Consider the following 18,123-nt stretch of genomic DNA (forward strand, 5'->3'; position numbering starts at 1 on the left):
CGGCGCCGGTGGCCGTCGTCATGTGCGCCCGGCGATGGGGCCGTCCGGTCGGCGCCCGGTGGCGGGTCAGTCGGTCGTCCGCGCCCGGCGGCTGGGGCTGCCTGGTCGGGTGCGCCCGGCGGTGGGGGCCTCCCTGTCATACGCGCCCGGCCTCGGGCTGTCCGGGCGAGCGCGCCGTCGGGAACGGAAGTTGGCGACGGGCAGGTTGTGGTCGGGGCCGGGTGGGGGGAGATCCCAGCCGGAGCCGGAGCCGGAGCCGGAGCCGGAGCCGGAGCCGGAGCCGGAGCCGGAGCCGGAGCCGGAGCCGGAGCCGGAGCCGGAGCCGGGTGGGGCCATGCCACACGCGGCCCGACTCAGGGGCGCAGTACCACGCGTCGGCCGTGGAGTTCGCCGCGTTCCATGCGCCGGTGGACCTCCGCAGCGGCGCTGAGGGGCTGGTACTCGACCGAGCGGGGCCGCAGGCCGCCCGAGGCCAGGAGGTCGTTGACGGCGGACGCCGCCTCGGCCAGTTCCGCGGCCGTGGCGTTGGAGATGGCGAAGCCGTGCAGGGAGCCGTCCTTCATGTAGAGCGGACCGACCGGCAGGGTCGGCTCGTCGCGGGCGCCGGACAGAACGACGATGCGCCCGCGGTGGGCGAGGAGGCCGACCGCGGTCGTCAGGTCGTTGCGTCCCGAGGTGTCGACGTGGACGCCGACGCCGGACGGCGCGAGCCGCGCCAGCCGCGCCGCGAGATCGGGGGCGTGGTAGTCCACGACCTCCGCCGCGCCCAGGGAGCGGACGTGCTCGTGGTCGCGCGGGGCGGCCGTGGCGAGGACGCGTGCGTACGCCCGGTACGCGAACTCCACCAGCGCGCTGCCCACGTTGCCGGCCGCGCCGCCGACCAGCACCGTCTCTCCGGGGCGCAGCCCGCCGTGGGTGAAGAGCGCGAGACAGGCGGTCGCGGCGGGATGGAACACGGCCACCGCCTCCTCAGGGCGTACGCCCGCAGGCAGCCGGTACAGGCGGTCGGCGGGCACCACCGCCCGTTCGGCGGCCGCGCCCTGCCGGCCGTCGTGGCCCAGGCTGTTGCACCACACCGTCTCACCGACGGCGAAACCGGACCCCGCGGACGCCACCGTGCCCACGAGGTCCCGTCCGACCACGAACGGAAACGGCAGCGGCGTCCGGAACAGCCCCGACCGGACGAAGGTGTCCACCGGATCGACCACGGTGGCCACCACGTCCACCAGCACCTCACCCGCCCCCGGCACGGGATCGGGCAACTCGCCGAAGCGAATGACGTCGGGCGACCCGAGTTGTTCGACATAGGCGGCGCGCATGACCACCGATTCTCCCACCGCAAGGCCCTGCGCGGCGCGGATGACGCCTGCGGCCGGCCGGAAAGCCGTTTCGGGATTCCGGGCGGCCCGACCGCGATGGCCGCGGGCGTCGGCCCGTCAGCGGAAGACGGCCCTGTCGGCGCCCGGGATCTCCGCCAGGCTCACCGGACGGTGTTCGCGGCGGGAGACCTCGCAGGCCTCGGCGATGCGCAGAGCCTGGAGGGCTTCGCGGCCGTCGCACGGGTTGGGGCGTTCACCATGCAACACCCCTACGAACGCCTCCAGTTCGGCCTCGTAGGCGGGGCCGAAGCGTTCCAGGAAGTCGGGATAGGGCTTGTCCGCGGCCGGCGGGCCGGTGGGCTCGGTGGACGCGATCGGCGTTCGGTCGTCGAGGCCGACCACGATCTGGTCCAGTTCACCGGCCAGTTCCATGCGCACGTCGTACCCGGCGCCGTTGAGGCGGGTTGCGGTGGCCGTGGCGAGTGTGCCGTCGTCCAGGGTGAGCAGCGCCGCGCCGGTGTCGACGTCGCCCGCCGCGCGGAACATCGGGGGGCCGGCGTCGGACCCGGTCGCGTACACGCTGACGACCTCACGGCCCGTTATCCATCGCAGCATGTCGAAGTCGTGAATGAGTGCGTCCCGGAACAGCCCGCCGGACAGCGGAAGCCACTCGGGCGGCGGCGGTGCCTGGTCGGAGGTGAGCGCGCGCACCGTGTGCAGACGCCCGAGGCGACCCGAGCGCACGGCCTCGCGGGCGCCCGCGTAACCCGTGTCGAAGCGGCGCATGAACCCCATCTGAAGCACCGTGCCCGCGGCTTCGACCTCGGCGAGCGCCTGTAATGTCCCCGGCAGGTCCAGGGCGATGGGTTTCTCGCAGAACACCGGCAGTCCCGACCGTGCCGCCCGGCCGATCAGTTCGGCGTGGGCGGAGGTCGCGGTGCTGACGACCACCGCGTCGACCCCCCAGGTGAATATCTCGTCCACCCCCGGTGCCGCCGTCTCACCCAGCCGCAGGGCGAGGGCCTGTGCCCGCGCCGGATCGGCGTCCGTGAGGATCAAGGATCCGACCTCTCGATGACGGCTGAGCGTGTTCGCGTGGATGGTGCCGATGCGGCCCGTACCGATGACCCCGATGCGCATGGAAACAAAGTGAGGGCGGACCCCTGACCCTGTCAATCGGCATGTCCGGACAATCGGACTTCACTACTTCCCGTCATCCGGCGGCGGAGCTACGCTCGGCCCGTGCCGAAACCAGAAGTGGACCCCACCGTCTCACTCGAGCTCCGTGTGGACCGGAGTTCCCCGGTACCGCTGTACTTCCAGCTGTCCCAGCAGCTGGAGGCCGCGATCGAGCACGGCAGACTCACCCCCGGCAGCCTGCTGGGCAACGAGATCGAGCTGGCGGCCCGGCTCGGCCTGTCCCGGCCCACCGTCCGCCAGGCCATCCAGTCGCTGGTGGACAAGGGCCTCCTGGTGCGCCGCCGAGGTGTCGGCACCCAGGTCGTGCACAGCCGGGTCAAGCGCCCGCTGGAACTGAGCAGCCTCTACGACGATCTGGAGGCGGCCGGGCAGCGCCCGTCGACGAAGGTCCTGGTCAACACGGTGGTCCCGGCCTCCGCCGAGGTCGCCGCCGCCCTGGCGGTGGCTGAGGGCGAGGAGGTCCACCGCATCGAACGGCTGCGCCTGGCCCACGGCGAGCCGATGGCGTACCTGACCAACTACCTGCCGTCCGGACTGCTCGACCTGGACACCGGCCAGCTGGAGGCCACCGGCCTGTACCGGCTGATGCGCGCCGCCGGGATCACCCTGCACAGCGCCCGCCAGTGCATCGGCGCCCGTGCCGCCGCCCCCGCCGAGGCCGAGCGGCTCGCCGAGGCCGAGGGCGCGCCCCTGCTCACCATGCAGCGCACCACCTTCGACGACACCGGCCGCGCGGTGGAGTACGGCACGCACACCTACCGCCCCTCCCGTTACTCCTTCGAGTTCCAGCTCCTCGTACGGTCCTGACGGCCTCGCGCGCCTCCGACCTCACGTCCCCATGTCCGGACAATGTGACCGGTCATCGCTCCCCGGCCGCGGAACCTGGCACTCCGGTGTCCGATAATGGAACGTTCGGGGCCGGTGGGATCACTGTCGGCCCCTTGCGTACGTTTGGGCACAGCAAGAAGGGCACGGCCTCGTGGCACGCTTTCCAACCTGGGTAGTCATCGCGCTGACAGGGGCCCTGTCCCTGTCGCTCGCGGGGTGCAGCAGCACCGGCGGTAAGCGGGCGGAGGACGCCCGCAAGGCCGCGGCGGCCCAGGGCAGGGTCGCGGTGAACACCCCCCGCTGGACCTTCGCGATGATCACGCACTCCGGGGACGGCGACACGTTCTGGGACATCGTGCAGAGCGGCGCCAAGCAGGCCGCCGTCAAGGACAACATCAACTTCCTGTACTCGCACGACGCCCAGGCCCAGCAGCAGGCCCAGCTCGTGGACGCCGCGGTGGACAAGAAGGTCGACGGCATCATCGTCACCCTCGCCAAGCCCGAGGCGCTCAAGGCCGCCGTGGCCCGCGCCGAGAGGGCCGGCATCCCGGTGATCACGGTCAACTCCGGATCGGCGCAGTCCAAGGCGTACGGCGCCCTCACGCACATCGGCCAGGACGAGTCCGTCGCCGGTGAGGCCGTCGGGCAGGAGCTGACCGATCGCGGGAGGAAGAAGGTGCTCTGCGTCCTCCACGAACAGGGCAACGTCGGCCACGAGCAGCGCTGCGCCGGGGTGGCGAAGACCTTCTCCGGCACGGTCGAGAACCTCTACGTCAACGGCACCAACATGCCCGACGTGCAGGCCGCGATCGGCGCCCGGCTCCAGGCGGACAGGTCCGTCGACGCCGTCGTCACGCTCGGCGCCCCCTACGCGGACACCGCCGTCAAGGCGAAGGCCGACGCCGGCAGCCGCGCCGAGGTCGACACCTTCGACCTGAACGCCAAGGTCGCCGCCGAACTCAAGGACGGCACGCTCGGCTTCGCCGTCGACCAGCAGCCCTACCTCCAGGGCTACCAGGCCGTCGACCTGCTCTGGCTCTACAAGTACAACGGCGACGTCCTCGGCGGCGGCCGGCCGGTGCTCACCGGCCCGCAGATCGTCACCAAGGACCAGGCGGCCACGCTGGAGGAGTACACGAAGCGGGGCACCCGATGAGCGGTACCACCACCGACCGGCCCGCGGCCCCCGCCGGGACCTCCGTCGCTGAAACGTTTCCGCGGACCTCCGCGCTGCGCGGGCTGCTCACCCGCCCCGAGCTCGGCTCGGTCGTCGGCGCGATCGCCGTCTTCGTCTTCTTCGCCTGCGCCGCGGACGGCTTCCTGCGCGCCTCCAGCCTCAGCACCGTCCTGTACGCGTCCTCGGTGATCGGCATCATGGCGGTTCCGGTCGCGCTGCTGATGATCGGCGGCGAGTTCGACCTGTCGGCGGGCGTCATGGTGACGTCCTCCGCGCTGGTCTCCTCGATGTTCAGCTACCGGATGACCGCGAACGTCTGGGTCGGGGTCGGCGTATCACTGCTGGTCACCCTGGCGATCGGTGCCTTCAACGGCTTCATGCTGACCCGTACGGGGCTGCCCAGCTTCATCGTCACCCTGGGCACCTTCCTGATGCTGACCGGGATGAACCTGGGTCTCACCAAGCTGATCGACGGCACGGTCTCCACCAAGACGATCGGCGACATGGAGGGCTTCCCCAGCGCCCACGCGGTGTTCGCCTCGACGCTCACCATCGGCGGCGTCGGCGTCAAGGTCACCATCCTGTGGTGGCTCGGCCTGGTCGCCGTCGCCTCCTGGATCCTGCTGCGCACCCGCACCGGCAACTGGATCTTCGCGGTCGGCGGCAACAAGGACGCCGCCCGCGCGGTCGGCGTACCGGTCACCCGGACCAAGACCGGCCTCTACATGGGCGTGGCCCTCGGCGCCTGGATCTGCGGGCAGCACCTGCTGTTCTCCTTCGACGCGGTGCAGTCCGGCGAGGGCGTCGGCAACGAGCTGATCTACATCATCGCCGCCGTCATCGGCGGCTGCCTGATCACCGGCGGACACGGCAGCGCCATCGGCTCGGCGGTCGGTGCCCTCCTGTTCGGCATGACCAGCAAGGGCATCGTCTTCGCCGAGTGGAACCCCGACTGGTTCAAGTTCTTCCTCGGAGCGATGCTGCTCCTCGCGACCCTGCTCAACACCTGGGTCCGCAGGCGGGCGGAGGCCACCAAGTGACGCAGACCGAAGCACGTACCAGCACGCGGACCGAAGCCCGCACGGCACTCGTGGAGCTGTCCGGCGTCAGCAAGCACTACGGCGGTGTCCGCGCCCTGGAGGACGTCGGCCTGGAGGTCCACGCCGGGGAGATCACCTGCGTCCTGGGCGACAACGGCGCCGGCAAGTCGACCCTGATCAAGATCATCGCGGGGCTGCACCAGCACGACGGCGGCGTCCTGCGCGTCGAGGGCGAGGAGACCCGGCTCACCTCCCCGCGCGACGCCCTGGACCGGGGCATCGCCACGGTGTACCAGGACCTGGCGGTCGTGGGCCTCATGCCGGTCTGGCGGAACTTCTTCCTCGGCTCCGAGCCCCGCAAGGGGACCGGCCCCTTCAAGCGCCTGGACGTCGGCCTCATGCGCAGGACGGCACGGGCCGAACTGCTGCGGATGGGCATCGACCTGCGCGACGTCGACCAGCCCATCGGCACCCTGTCGGGCGGCGAACGCCAGTGCGTCGCCATCGCGCGCGCGGTGTACCTCGGGGCGAAGGTGCTCGTCCTGGACGAGCCGACCGCAGCACTCGGCGTGAAGCAGTCGGGCGTGGTACTGAGGTATGTGGCGGCGGCCCGCGACCAGGGCCTGGGCGTTGTGTTGATCACCCACAACCCGCATCACGCTTACCTCGTAGGTGACCGGTTCGTTCTGCTGAAGCGGGGCGCCATGGCCGGCCACCACACTCGGGACGGGATCACCCTGGACGAGCTGACCCGGCAGATGGCCGGCGGCAGCGACCTGGACGATCTGCGCCATGAACTGCAAGGGTCCTGAGGGCCCGGGAGGTTGTGACATCATGCGGCTCCGCGGCGCGGACGCGACGGCACCCGTGCCTCCGTACCCGGTACAAGTACCGGCACAAACCGGGCGTCGCCCCCTCGGTGCCCCGTACGGAACCCTTACCAAGCGTGCGGCAGAATCGGGCCCGATGAGCACCTACCGCGACCTCACCGCCCCCATCGGCTCCCGACGCGCCCCCGTGCTGCGCACGGTCGGTACCCGGGAGCGGCGCTCCCACCTGACCGCGCCCCGCGTCCCCACGGTGGGCATCGACATCGGCGGCACCAAGGTGATGGCGGGCGTCGTCGACGCCGACGGGAACATCCTGGAGCGGCTCCGCACGGAGACCCCGGACAAGTCCAAGAGCCCGCGGGTCGTCGAGGACACCATCGTCGAACTGGTCCTGGACCTGTCCGACCGGCACGACGTGCACGCGGTCGGCATCGGCGCGGCCGGCTGGGTCGACGCCGACCGCAACCGCGTGCTGTTCGCCCCTCACCTGTCCTGGCGCAACGAACCCCTGCGCGACCGACTCTCCGAACGCCTGTCCGTGCCGGTCCTGGTCGACAACGACGCCAACGCCGCCGCCTGGGCCGAGTGGCGCTTCGGCGCGGGCCGCGGCGAGGACCATCTCGTCATGATCACGCTGGGTACCGGTATCGGCGGCGCGATCCTGGAGGACGGCCAGGTCAAGCGGGGCAGGTTCGGGGTCGCCGGCGAGTTCGGGCACATGCAGGTCGTGCCCGGCGGCCACCGCTGCCCGTGCGGCAACCGCGGCTGCTGGGAGCAGTACAGCTCGGGCAACGCCCTGGTGCGGGAGGCGCGTGAGCTGGCCGCGGCCGACTCCCCGGTCGCCTACGGGATCATCGAGCACGTCAAGGGGAGCATCCCCGACATCACCGGGCCGATGATCACCGAGCTGGCCCGCGAGGGCGACGCCATGTGCATCGAGCTGCTGGAGGACATCGGCCAGTGGCTCGGCGTCGGCATCGCCAACCTGGCCGCCGCCCTCGACCCGTCCTGCTTCGTCATCGGCGGTGGGGTCTCCGCGGCCGACGACCTGTTGATCGGCCCCGCGCGCGACGCGTTCCGGCGGCACCTCACCGGCCGCGGCTACCGCCCCGAGGCCCGTATCACCCGTGCCCAGCTCGGCCCCGAGGCCGGCATGGTCGGCGCCGCCGACCTCGCCCGGCTGGTCGCCCGCCGCTTCCGGCGCGCCAAGCGGCGCCGGGTCGAGCGGTACGAGCGCTACGAGCGGTACGCGCAGGCGCGGCGCGAGGCCCGGGAGGCGCTGTGACGATGTCGCTGCCCCGCCAGGCGGCGCCTCCGGACGGCCGGCCACCGCGCGTCGAGGACCGCCGGCGCCGCAACCGCCGCAGGACCCTCACCCTGCTGATCATCGTGCTGCTCATCGGTGTCCCGGCCGGCTACCTGGTGATCTCCGCCAACCAGAGCCGCGACAGCGGCAAGGACAAGGAGGCCCGGTACGCGGTGAGGGGCCTCGCGCCCGGCTACCCGTCCAAGGTCCAGCGCCGCCTCTACCAGGTCCCGATACCGCACCCGGCCGACATGGTCTCCTACTACGAGACCAACAACTGGAAGACCAGCCGCCTCTACGTCCAGTTCCGGACCACCGAACCGGGCCTCACCTCCTTCCTCGAGGCCATGGGCGTCAACCGCGACGACCTGAAGGAGGGCGCCGTCACCGTCGGCGCCCGGGACAAGACGACCACCGGCTGGACCTTCACGAGCCCCGGCCCCTGGTGGGGCCTCAGCCACAGCCAGAAGAACCCCGCCCCCACGCAGGACGTGGTCGTGAACCTGTCCAACCCGGTCCTGCCGATGGTCTACGTCGTCTCCCGCACCGTCCCCTGACGCTGGCTGGCACCGACCGCGGCCCGTCCCGGGCCGCCGGAGCCGATTGTCAGACCCCGCCCGTAGAGTCGAAGACGACTGGACCGGACGGCGAGCGGGAGGTGACAGAACGTATGAGCGACACGGCGGCCGGCGTGACGGCCCACGCGACGAACACGGCCCCCCTGTCCCCCCGCCTCGCCGCGCTCTTCCTCCCGGCCCCCCTTCCCCGCGACAGCCGCATCGCCTTCTGGGACCCGACCGGAGACGTATGGCCGGGGAACGGAGCCGCCGACCCGGCGCATACGGAGCTCACGGTCGTGCGGCGGCACGGGCAGGGGGCCCGGCGCAGGAGCGCGCCCGCGTTGACGCTGCCGATCGAGGACGCGCTGCCGCAGCTCGTCCGGGCACGGCACGATCCGGCGGCGCACCCCGCCACGGCGTGCTGGGGCGCCGCCGCCCTGCACGCGCTGCGGCTCGTCGCCCGTGGACGGCTGCTGCCCGGCCTGACCGCCACCGGGCACGACGCCTGGCGCGCGGGCCCCCTCGACCCGGACGACATCGCCCACCTGCGCGCGATCGCCGCCGCCCTGCCCCACGAGGGCCACGCCGTCCCGCTGCCCGGTCCGGGCCCGCTGCGCCTGCCCGAACCGGAGGCGCTGCTGCGCGCCTTCCTCGACGCGGTGGCCGACACCCTGCCCCGCACCCCGGCCGCGCCCCACACCTGCGGGAAGCCGTTCGCCGCCCGCGGCCCGCAGTGCCTGCCGCACGCCCACGACTGGGCGGCCGAGGTCGCCGCAGGCATGGACGCGGGCGTACGCGTCTCACTCCGCCTGGACCTGTCCGCGCACGACCTGTTCGACGGCGCCGACGACGAGGCCGCCCGGGGCGCCGGCGCGGCGATCGTCCAGGTGCACAGCCTCGCCGACCCCACCCTCGTCACCGACGCGGCGGCCCTGTGGGCGGGCGAGGCGGACCCGGCCTTCGGCCCACGCGCACGCGTGGACGCCGCCCTCGCCGTACGGCGCGCGGCCCGCGTCTGGACCCCGCTGGACCGGCTCTCCGAGCAGGAGGTGCCCGACGTCCTCGCCCTCTCCGAAGCCGAGGTGAGCGAGCTGCTCGGCGTGGCCGCGACGCGGCTCGCCGCGGCCGGCGTCGCCGTGCACTGGCCGCGCGACCTGGCCCAGGACCTCACGGCGACCGCGGTGGTGCGCCCCGCGCCGGGCTCCGCCAAGGACGGCACCGGCTTCTTCGAGAGCGAGGCACTGCTCCAGTTCCGCTGGCAGCTGGCGCTCGGCGGCGATCCGCTCAGCGACGCCGAGATGGACGCGCTCGCCGAGGCCCACCGCCCGGTGGTGCGGCTGCGGGACCGTTGGGTGCTCGTGGACCCGGCCCTCGTCCGCAAGGCCCGTAGGCGCGACCTCGGCCTGCTCGACCCGGTCGACGCGCTGTCCGTCGCCCTCTCCGGCACCGCGGACGTGGACGGCGAGACGGTCGAGGCGGTGCCCGTCGGCGCGCTGGCGGCCCTGCGGGACCGGCTCATGGCCGGCGTACGGCCCGCCGAACCGCCGCCGGGCCTCGACGCCACCCTGCGCGACTACCAGCTGCGCGGCCTGGGCTGGCTGGACCTCATGACCTCCCTCGGTCTCGGCGGCTGCCTCGCGGACGACATGGGCCTCGGCAAGACGGTCACCGTCATCGCCCTGCACCTCAAGCGGGCGCACCACGAACCCACCCTGGTGGTGTGCCCGGCCTCCCTGCTGGGGAACTGGCAGCGGGAGATCACCCGGTTCGCACCCGGCGTCCCCGTCCGCCGCTTCCACGGCCCGGACCGCTCCCTGGACGGCCTCGGCGGCGGCTTCGTGCTCACCACGTACGGCACGATGCGTTCGGCGGCGCCCCTGCTGGCCGGGCAGCCCTGGGGCATGGTCGTCGCCGACGAGGCCCAGCACGTCAAGAACCCTTACTCGGCGACCGCGAAGGCGCTGCGAACGATCCCGTCCCCCGCGCGCGTGGCCCTCACCGGCACCCCCGTGGAGAACAACCTCTCCGAACTGTGGGCCCTGCTCGACTGGACCACCCCGGGGCTCCTCGGCCCGCTGAAGTCCTTCCGGGCCCGGCACGCCCGCGCGGTGGAGACCGGCGAGGACGAGGAGGCCGTGCGGCGCCTGGGCCGCCTGGTACGCCCTTTCCTGCTGCGCCGCAGGAAGTCCGACCCCGGAATCGTCCCCGAGCTCCCGCCCAAGACGGAGACGGACCACCCCGTCCCGCTCACCCGCGAGCAAGCCGCGCTGTACGAGGCCGTGGTGCGCGAGTCGATGCTCGCCATCGAAACCGCCGAGGGCATGGCCCGGCGCGGACTGGTCCTGAAACTGCTGACCTCGCTCAAGCAGATCTGCGACCACCCGGCGCTCTACCTCAAGGACGAGCACGCCCGCGGCGCCGACAGGCCGGCGGCGCGCTCCGGAAAACTGGCGCTCCTGGACGAGCTGCTGGACACCCTGCTCGCCGAGGACGGTTCGGCGCTGGTCTTCACCCAGTACGTCGGCATGGCCCGCCTGATCACCTCGCACCTCACCAGCCGCGCGGTCCCCGTGGACCTGCTTCACGGCGGTACGCCGGTCCCGGAGCGTGAGCGCATGGTGGACCGCTTCCAGAGCGGCGAGACCCCGGTCCTCGTACTGTCCCTGAAAGCGGCGGGCACGGGCCTGAACCTCACCCGCGCGGGCCACGTCGTCCACTTCGACCGCTGGTGGAACCCGGCGGTCGAGGAGCAGGCCACCGACCGCGCCTACCGCATCGGCCAGACCCAGCCGGTGCAGGTGCACCGCCTGATCACCGAAGGCACCGTGGAGGACCGCATCGCCGAGATGCTCGCCGCGAAGCGCGCCCTGGCCGACGCGATCCTCGGTGGGGGCGAGTCGGCGCTCACGGAACTGACCGACCGCGAGCTGTCCGACCTGGTCTCGCTGCGAAGGGAGGCCTGATGGACGAGCGCCCCGCCGACGTGGCACGCCGGGCCCTGCGCGCCGCCCGGGAACAGCGTTCCCGGACACCTGACGGACCCGCGGACCGGCGCACGCCCACGCCGGACGACCCGGCCGGTTCGGTGAGCCGACCCGGGGACGCCGCCCGGGACGCCCTGCGGCGCGCGGTGTCTGCCCGGCACGGCGACAGCACCGCGCACGACGGGGCCGGGCACGGGCCGTCGATGGTCGCGGAGGATACGGAGGTCGCGGAGGGCACGGAGGCCGTGGAGGGCACGGAGGAGTCGGAGCCCCGGCCGGTGGCGCCCTCCGGCGCCCCGACGGATGACGCCCTCACGGACGACGCCCCACCACCGCGGCACGCGGGGGCGCGTCCCTCGGAGGCCGCGCGCGAGGCGCTGCGCGGCGCCCTGGCCCGGCGTGCGGCCCGTGCGGAGCGGTCCCGCGAGGACGCCGCGCAGGCGGGGACCAGGGCCGCTCGCGGTCCGACCACGCCTGCGCGCCGGGCACCCCGGCCGGCGCCCGCCGACCCCCCGGCCGGAGCCACCGTCGAATACGGCGGCGCGGACACCCACGCCCACGCGCCCACCGGCGCCTTCCGGATGCCCCCGGCAAAGCCCGACCACGACCCGGATTCCGCAGCCGACGGCCCGACGGACCGGAGAAGTCCCGACCCCCGGACGGAGGACCCCTCCACCGCGAGCGCCCGGGCGGCCCTCCCGACCGCCGCCCGGGCTGCCGCGCCGCAGGTCGCCCCGACACGCGTCCTCACGGCGTACCGCACCTCACAGGACCGCAGTCCTGTCGCCTCCTCCGGCGCGGACGCGTCGCCCGCCCCCTCCGCCGACCCTCCGCACCACACGCCACAGGAGGCCATCCCCGGCGTCCCCTCCGGGATGCCGCGCACCATGGCCTCCCCTCGCCGGGACGGCGAACTTCGCCGTACGTTCCCGGCGTTTCCGGCGCGGGAGGGGGAAGGGGAGCGGTTCGCCGAGACCTGGTGGGGCGATGCGTGGATCGACGCGCTGGAGGAGGGCGCGCTGGACGCGGCGCGGCTGGCGCGCGGGCGCGGGTACGCACAGACGGGGCACGTGGACGCCGTCACGGTCACCCCGGGGCTGGTCCTCGCGTACGTGCAGGGGAGCCGGCCGCGCCCGTACCGGGTCCAGGTGCGGCTGCGAACGCTGGACGACGCCGACTGGGACCGGTTCCTGGACGCCGTCGCCGAACGCCCCGGGCACATCGCCGCACTCCTCGACAAGGAGATGCCCCAGTCCCTCGCCGACTGCGGGGTCCCGCTGCTCCCCGGCCCGGGCGACCTGGAGCCGCACTGCAGCTGCCCGGACCGCGGCCACCCCTGCAAACACGCCGCCGCCCTCTGCTACCAGACCGCACGCCTGCTGGACGCGGACCCCTTCGTCCTGCTGCTGCTTCGCGGCCGGGGCGAGCGCGAACTGCTCGACGCCCTGTCCCGGCTGAACGCCACCCGCGCGGCCCGCGCCGCGCAGGAGCGGGAGCCGGAGCCGTTCCCGGGCCTGCGCGCGGCCGACGCGCTCGCCGAGAGCCAACGCCCGCCGCTGCCCGCGCCGCTGCCCGCACCCCCGCACCCGGAGCAGCCCCCGGTGTACCCGGCGGCTCCGGGCGGCCCCGACCCGTTCGCCTTGGACCAGCTGGCCACCGACGCCGCCGCCCGCGCCCACGCCCTGCTCACCACCGGCCGTGATCCGGTCGGCGGGCTCACCCTGTGGCAGGACGCGGTACGCCTCGCCGCCGCCCGCCCCGGCTCCGGACTGACCGCGGCCACCCGCTCCCTGTACGCCTCGCTCGCCTCGGCCACCGGCCGCACCACGGCCGAGCTGGCGCGCGCGGTGGCGGCCTGGCGCCAGGGCGGCGGGGAAGGACTCGCCGTCCTGGAGGAGCCCTGGGACCCGCCGGCCGGCCGCTTCGACCGGGCCCGGCCGCTGCTCCTCGCCGCCGACCTGCCCGCCTTCCGGCCCTGGCGCAACCGGCTCACCCACCCCCGCGGTCATCTCCAGCTCCGCCTGGGCCGGGACGGCCTGTGGTACGCGTACGAATCGGAGCAGGACCGCGACGACTGGTGGCCCCGCGGCACCCCCGACCTCGACCCGGTCGGCGCCCTGACCGGCCTGGGCGCACCGGGCGCCCTCTGACGACCCCGGGCACTCGTACGCCCGCGAGGGCTCTATGGGCCGGCGGTACGTTGCAGGACGACCACCGCGGCGTCGTCGGACAGCTGCCCGCCGACGTGGTTCAGCAGGTCGGCGCGCAGGTGGTGGACCAGAGCCATGGGACTGTCCTGCGCCCATGAGAGGGCCCGCGTGGCGAGCGGATAGAAGGCGCCCCCCGGATCGCGGGCCTCGACGACACCGTCGGTGTACAGCAGCAGGAGGTCCCCGGGCTCCAGGTGGAAGGTGTCCACCCGGTACTCCGGTGTGCTCAGCTCACCCAGTCCCAGCGGCGGCGCGGGAGCGCTGGCGCGCAAGGTGACGACCTGCCGGCCGCGCAGCAGCAAGGGCGGCGGGTGCCCGCAGGAGACCATCTGCGCCTGCGGCAGTGCGTCGGGGATGTCGATGATCGCGGCCGTGATGAAGCACTCCTCCTCCTGGCCGGGCTCGGTGGGCTCGGCCAGGTTCCAGCACACGCTGCGCTCCAGGTAGGCCATCAGCTCGGGCAGGGCCGCCTTCCGGTGCGCGGCCTCCCGGAACGCGCCCAGCAGCAGCGAGGCGTCGCTCATCGCGGTCAGGCCCTTGCCCATCACATCGCCGATGATGAGTCTCGTGCCGAAGGAGGTGCGGACGGCCGCGTACAGGTCGCCGCCGATCAGTGCCTCCTCCTGAGCCGCCAGGTAGACCGAGGCCACCCGGAGCGGCCCGATGCGCCGGGGCAAGGGTCTGAGCACCACACGCTGCGCGGCCTCCGACACTCTTCGTACCTGCTCCAGTTCACGGGAGTGCCGCTCGCGCAGATAACGGAAGGCCGTCACGACCACCGAGACCACGATCAGGGAGATGATCTGCGCGCCGACGCTCTCGGTGGTCAGGAGGTGGGCCACCGCACCGACGCCGAGCAGGGCGGCCACGGCGATGACACCGACCAGGGCGGTGAGGAAGGGGCTGGCGAAGGAGGCGGTGATCGCGGGAGCCACGATCAGCAGTGGCCCCAGCGGCACGTGGGGCCCGGTCAGAACGTCGGCGACGATGATGGCGGCGATCAAAGCGAGCGGCACCGCGAGCAGGGCATCGCTGGCCTGCCACGAGTGAATGCCCTGCGAGATCCGCCGCCGAAGACGCATGCTTCCTGCTTACACCCACCGCTGGGGCACGGCAGCCCGGAAGGCTCGTCTCGGCGGGGCGCGAGACGGGTGGCCAGGACAAGCGGCAGAAGCGCGGCCGGCGCGCCGTTTCCCCAGGTGAGCGTGGCTACGGAGGTCAAGCATGAGGACGGTGAACAGCAGGGATCTTCGCGAAGCCGTCACGACCTGGGACGGCACGTAGTCGGGGTCGGCTCCGCGCGGGGGAGTTCACTGACTGCTTCTACGCGCCCCTTGGGCTCATTTGTCCAGATGAAGCGCTACGCGCAGAGGCGCTTGAAGGTGCTCGCACCCGGCCGGGCACGGAAGCGGACCTCATGTCCGGCGTCGTCGGTGAAGACGACTTCCCTCCCACGCCCTGGCAGGGGCCCCAGAGCACGCACCGGACGCCGCTCCTGGGTGAACTTCGGGAAAAATCACTTATGCCCGAGTAGTCCCCTCCGGCGTAGGGTGAAATCGGGTCGGCGCACGCTCATGTGCAATGGCCCGGAAGGGCGGCTCCGGCGGGTCTACGCCGGAGCCGTTGACTTTGGCAGTGGCGCGTGATGACCGCGACGCGGGGCATCGCTTCCGAGCCTCCCCTCCTTGAGCACCGCGTTGGCCGAGCATCCCGGACTTGTCACCCGATTCGGTCGGACGTCGTGCGGATCGACTTCTTACCGGTCGGGGACGAGACCGTCCGCCCGACGGTGCACGCGCCGCGCCGGCCAGGGCTCACGTACACGCACGAGGGCGTCACCTCGGTTCTGAGGCTGGCCGAGGTCCGAGCGTTGGAGCGCCCCCGTCGTGCCCACCAAGGCCGGGTGGAGGGCCTGGAGAGCCGTCACGGCTTTCGAGAGCGGGAAGCGAGGCGGCTCTTCACACCGCGTGTCGGTCGTACTCCGAGCGGACCACCGCCCGGACCGCCTGCGCCATACGTTCGACTTCGTGCTCCTCGATCGGTCCGTCGGTGAAGCACATGATCCAGACTCCGCGGTCGAGGGCCGCTTCGGCGGTCACGAGGCCGAATCAGTGAAGCGGTCCGAAGCTGTGACGGTTCCCAATCCCCGGCCGTGAACCCCGTCCAACCCGGTTGGTGAGTCAGCCGGTTGGCGTGGAGGGGGACTGGTGACAGCCGGCACCTCCTGACGGGCTGCTGAGGCACGTAAGTGACTTCGGGTCCGGGCAGGAGCGCTATACGTGGAAGGGCACGGTGGTGATGACGATTTTGGGGAGGGACCGCAGGGCGCGGCGCAGGCGTGGGGCGGTGCGGCTGTGGAGGAGTTGGTGGCGCCGGTGCCGGGTGATGATCTCCGGGAGGATCACCGTGAGGGTGAGGTCGGGGTGCTGCCGGTGCAGGGCCTCGATGTAGTGGACGAGAGGCGCCACGGTCGCCCGGTAGGGGGAGACCACGATCTCCAGCGGGAGATGGTCGCCCCACAACGTCCAGTAGGCGCGTACCCGTTCGGCCTCCTGAGGGGTGAGGCTGATGTGGAGGGCGAGCACGGGCTGGCGGAGGGAGGCCGCGTAGGCGAGGGCCCGCATGCCCGCGAGGTCGAGCGTCGCGAGGGCGACGACGGTGAGGTGGCGGATCTCCCCGGGCAGTTCCTCGTTCTCGCCGTTCGTCTCCGGCCGCGCCGCGTCCCGTCGCGGGGCGGGGGCCGTGTACGGCGCGGCGGGCTCCGTACCCGGCCCCACGGCGGTGTGCGCGGGCAGTTCGACGGTGTGCGGGCGCAGGCGCAGGCGTGCGCGGACGGTGGCGTAGTGGTGCCGGATCCGCAACGTCACGAGCAGGAACAGTCCGACGGCGACGATCGCCACCCACGCACCCGACGTGAACTTGCTGATGCCCGCGGTGACGAAGACGACGGCCGACAGGAGGCCGCCCAGGGCGTTCAGGAGCAGGCTCTTGCGCCAGTGCCGGTCGCGCAGCCGCCACCAGTGCACGACCATGCCTGCCTGGGAGAGCGTGAAGGCGAGGAAGACACCGACCGCGTACAACGGGATCAGGGCCGCCGTCTGCCCGTCGAACGCCACGTAGACCAGGGTGGCGGCCACCGAGAGCAGGATGATTCCGTTGCTGTAGGCCAGCCGGTCGCCCAGCCGCATGAAGACCCGGGGCGCGTAGTCGTCGCGCGCCAGGAGGGACAGGACGCGGGGGAAGTCGTTGTACGCCGTGTTCGCGGCGAGGAGGAGGACGGCCGCGGTGGCGGCCTGGACGAAGACGTACATCCACCCGGAGCCGAAGCCGAGGTGGGCCAGTTGGGAGAGCACCGTCTCCCGGGTACTGGGCACCACGCCGACGAGATGGGTCAGGACGACGATGCCGGCGAACATGGCGATGAGCAGTCCCACCATCCAGGTGAGCGTCGTACGGGCCTGGCGCCACTCCACGGGCTTGAACGCCGGTACCGCGTTGGAGATGGCCTCGATACCGGTCATCGCCGTGGCGCCGGACGAGAAAGCCCGCATGATCAGGAAGAGTCCCGCGCTCTCGGTGACCGTGACCGCCGGGGTGGGGCGCGGCCGGAAGTCCTGCCCTGCCGCGTGGACGAGTCCCGAGACGATGAGGGCGAACATGGCGATGATGAAGGCGTAGGTGGGGGCGGCGAAGAGGGCGCCCGCCTGCCGGATGCCGCGCAGGTTTCCGGCGAGGAGAACCACGATCACCCCGACGCCGATGGGCACGGTGTCGGGGGCCAGTGACGGGATCGCCGAGGTGATGGCCGCCACGCCCGAGGCGATCGACACCGCGACGGTGAGGACGTAGTCGGTCATCAGTCCCGCCGCAGCCACCAGACCGGCCACCTGTCCGAGGTTGTCGCCGGCCACGATGTACGAGCCGCCGCCGTGCGGGTAGGCGCGGATGGTCTGACGGTACGACAGCCCGACCGCCAGCATGAGGAACACGATCGCGCCGGAGACCGGGAACGAGTACGCCAGTCCGGCCGTTCCCGCGAGCACGAGGACCGCGAGCATGGCCTCGGGACCGTAGGCGACCGAGGAGAGCGCGTCGGCCGACAGCACGGGCAGAGCCACGAGCTTGCGCATCCGCTCGGACACCAGGGCGGAACTCCTCAGCGGCACCCCAAGGACGAGTCGCCGCGCCCACTCCTCGGCACGACCCAGCCGACCACTGGGCGGTTCCTCTGTGTCGACCTGCTCGCCCGGCGAAGACGCCCCCAAGGGCGAAAGGGGAACCAGGCGCCCGAACCGGGCCGGCCGGAGCTGTGCCGCCGGGGGGAACGCGCCCAGGTCGGGGTCGACGGGCAGGGCGCGACGCCAGGTTTCGGGAGACGCCGACACCCGGCCCCAGGCACGGCCCACCCGGCGCAGGACGCGCAACTGTTCCTCGTCCAGTTCGGCCAGTTGCGCGGCGGGTCCGGGCGGCCCCGTCGACTCCTCGCGTCGACCACCATGTGTATCCGTCACGCCGCGCAGTGTGGTCGATCGGCGGTCCCCGAGCGGCGATGACATGCCGGTCCGACATGCGAGACTGTCTCCCTTGAAATGAATCCGGCAGGTCGCGGAAGGCAGGCTGAGCCGCGGGCGCGGGAGCAGCGCTCCGCGCCCGCGGCACGTGTGGCGTT

At 72.9% G+C, this 18,123-nt stretch carries 13 protein-coding genes; 8 read left to right on the forward strand and 5 right to left on the reverse strand.

Annotated elements, in window-relative coordinates; translation table 11 throughout:
- Nucleotides 1-353 precede the first annotated feature (353 nt).
- Both OIE49_RS28640 and OIE49_RS28645 read right to left on the reverse strand, forming a co-directional pair.
- Nucleotides 354-1,319 carry an NADPH:quinone reductase gene (locus OIE49_RS28640; protein WP_326804788.1) on the reverse strand — a complete coding sequence of 322 codons (966 nt, stop codon included), beginning with the start codon at nt 1,317-1,319 and terminating at the stop codon, nt 354-356.
- Nucleotides 1,320-1,436: 117 nt separating this feature from the next.
- Nucleotides 1,437-2,459, reverse strand: coding sequence for a Gfo/Idh/MocA family protein (locus OIE49_RS28645; RefSeq protein WP_326804789.1), 1,023 nt, complete (start codon nt 2,457-2,459; stop codon nt 1,437-1,439).
- 117 nt (nt 2,460-2,576) lie between these two features.
- Between OIE49_RS28645 and OIE49_RS28650 the strand changes: the two genes are divergently transcribed.
- The 8 genes from OIE49_RS28650 to OIE49_RS28685 all read left to right on the forward strand — a co-directional run bounded on the left by OIE49_RS28650 (nt 2,577) and on the right by OIE49_RS28685 (nt 13,394).
- Nucleotides 2,577-3,326 carry a GntR family transcriptional regulator gene (locus OIE49_RS28650; RefSeq protein WP_326806351.1) on the forward strand — a complete coding sequence of 250 codons (750 nt, stop codon included), beginning with the start codon at nt 2,577-2,579 and terminating at the stop codon, nt 3,324-3,326.
- Nucleotides 3,327-3,498: 172 nt separating this feature from the next.
- Complete coding sequence (locus OIE49_RS28655) at nt 3,499-4,503, forward strand: sugar ABC transporter substrate-binding protein (RefSeq protein WP_326804790.1); 1,005 nt, start codon at nt 3,499-3,501, stop codon at nt 4,501-4,503.
- Nucleotides 4,500-5,564, forward strand: coding sequence for an ABC transporter permease (locus tag OIE49_RS28660; protein WP_326804791.1), 1,065 nt, complete (start codon nt 4,500-4,502; stop codon nt 5,562-5,564). Before OIE49_RS28655 ends, OIE49_RS28660 begins: the two co-directional genes overlap by 4 nt.
- Nucleotides 5,561-6,376 (forward strand): ATP-binding cassette domain-containing protein, encoded by an 816-nt coding sequence (locus tag OIE49_RS28665; protein ID WP_326804792.1) that lies wholly within the window; start codon nt 5,561-5,563, stop codon nt 6,374-6,376. Before OIE49_RS28660 ends, OIE49_RS28665 begins: the two co-directional genes overlap by 4 nt.
- A 154-nt stretch (nt 6,377-6,530) precedes the next feature.
- Nucleotides 6,531-7,679 carry an ROK family glucokinase gene (locus tag OIE49_RS28670; protein WP_326804793.1) on the forward strand — a complete coding sequence of 383 codons (1,149 nt, stop codon included), beginning with the start codon at nt 6,531-6,533 and terminating at the stop codon, nt 7,677-7,679.
- The gene (locus tag OIE49_RS28675; RefSeq protein ID WP_100566524.1) at nt 7,676-8,257 is read left to right on the forward strand and encodes a sugar kinase; all 582 of its coding nucleotides are present in this window, start codon (nt 7,676-7,678) and stop codon (nt 8,255-8,257) included. The genes OIE49_RS28670 and OIE49_RS28675 overlap by 4 nt, the downstream gene beginning before the upstream one ends.
- Before the next feature lie 113 nt (nt 8,258-8,370).
- On the forward strand, nt 8,371-11,223 hold the full coding sequence (locus OIE49_RS28680; protein WP_326804794.1) for a DEAD/DEAH box helicase: 2,853 nt from the start codon (nt 8,371-8,373) through the stop codon (nt 11,221-11,223).
- Entirely contained in the window at nt 11,223-13,394 is a 2,172-nt protein-coding gene (locus OIE49_RS28685; RefSeq protein WP_326804795.1) for an SWIM zinc finger family protein, read from the forward strand. Before OIE49_RS28680 ends, OIE49_RS28685 begins: the two co-directional genes overlap by 1 nt.
- Before the next feature lie 32 nt (nt 13,395-13,426).
- Here the strand turns inward: OIE49_RS28685 and OIE49_RS28690 are convergent, their stop codons facing one another.
- The 3 genes from OIE49_RS28690 to OIE49_RS28700 form a co-directional block, all read right to left on the reverse strand.
- Nucleotides 13,427-14,536 carry a PP2C family protein-serine/threonine phosphatase gene (locus tag OIE49_RS28690; RefSeq protein WP_326804796.1) on the reverse strand — a complete coding sequence of 370 codons (1,110 nt, stop codon included), beginning with the start codon at nt 14,534-14,536 and terminating at the stop codon, nt 13,427-13,429.
- An 876-nt stretch (nt 14,537-15,412) separates the two neighbouring features.
- Nucleotides 15,413-15,553, reverse strand: a complete 141-nt coding sequence (locus tag OIE49_RS28695) for a hypothetical protein (RefSeq protein ID WP_326804797.1) — start codon at nt 15,551-15,553, stop codon at nt 15,413-15,415.
- 174 nt (nt 15,554-15,727) lie between these two features.
- Nucleotides 15,728-17,965, reverse strand: coding sequence for an APC family permease (locus OIE49_RS28700; RefSeq protein WP_402503275.1), 2,238 nt, complete (start codon nt 17,963-17,965; stop codon nt 15,728-15,730).
- Nucleotides 17,966-18,123: the final 158 nt, after the last annotated feature.

The sequence above is a fragment of the Streptomyces sp. NBC_01788 genome (assembly GCF_035917575.1).
GTDB lineage: Bacteria > Actinomycetota > Actinomycetes > Streptomycetales > Streptomycetaceae > Streptomyces.

Excerpts from the sequence above, each read along its gene's own strand:
- OIE49_RS28640 (WP_326804788.1), bottom strand. The coding sequence starts at position 1,319 with ATGCGCGCCGCCTATGTCGAACAACTCGGGTCGCCCGACGTCATTCGC.
- OIE49_RS28645 (WP_326804789.1), bottom strand. The coding sequence starts at position 2,459 with ATGCGCATCGGGGTCATCGGTACGGGCCGCATCGGCACCATCCACGCG.
- OIE49_RS28660 (WP_326804791.1), top strand. The coding sequence starts at position 4,500 with ATGAGCGGTACCACCACCGACCGGCCCGCGGCCCCCGCCGGGACCTCC.
- OIE49_RS28670 (WP_326804793.1), top strand. The coding sequence starts at position 6,531 with ATGAGCACCTACCGCGACCTCACCGCCCCCATCGGCTCCCGACGCGCC.
- OIE49_RS28680 (WP_326804794.1), top strand. The coding sequence starts at position 8,371 with ATGAGCGACACGGCGGCCGGCGTGACGGCCCACGCGACGAACACGGCC.
- OIE49_RS28685 (WP_326804795.1), top strand. The coding sequence starts at position 11,223 with ATGGACGAGCGCCCCGCCGACGTGGCACGCCGGGCCCTGCGCGCCGCC.
- OIE49_RS28690 (WP_326804796.1), bottom strand. The coding sequence starts at position 14,536 with ATGCGTCTTCGGCGGCGGATCTCGCAGGGCATTCACTCGTGGCAGGCC.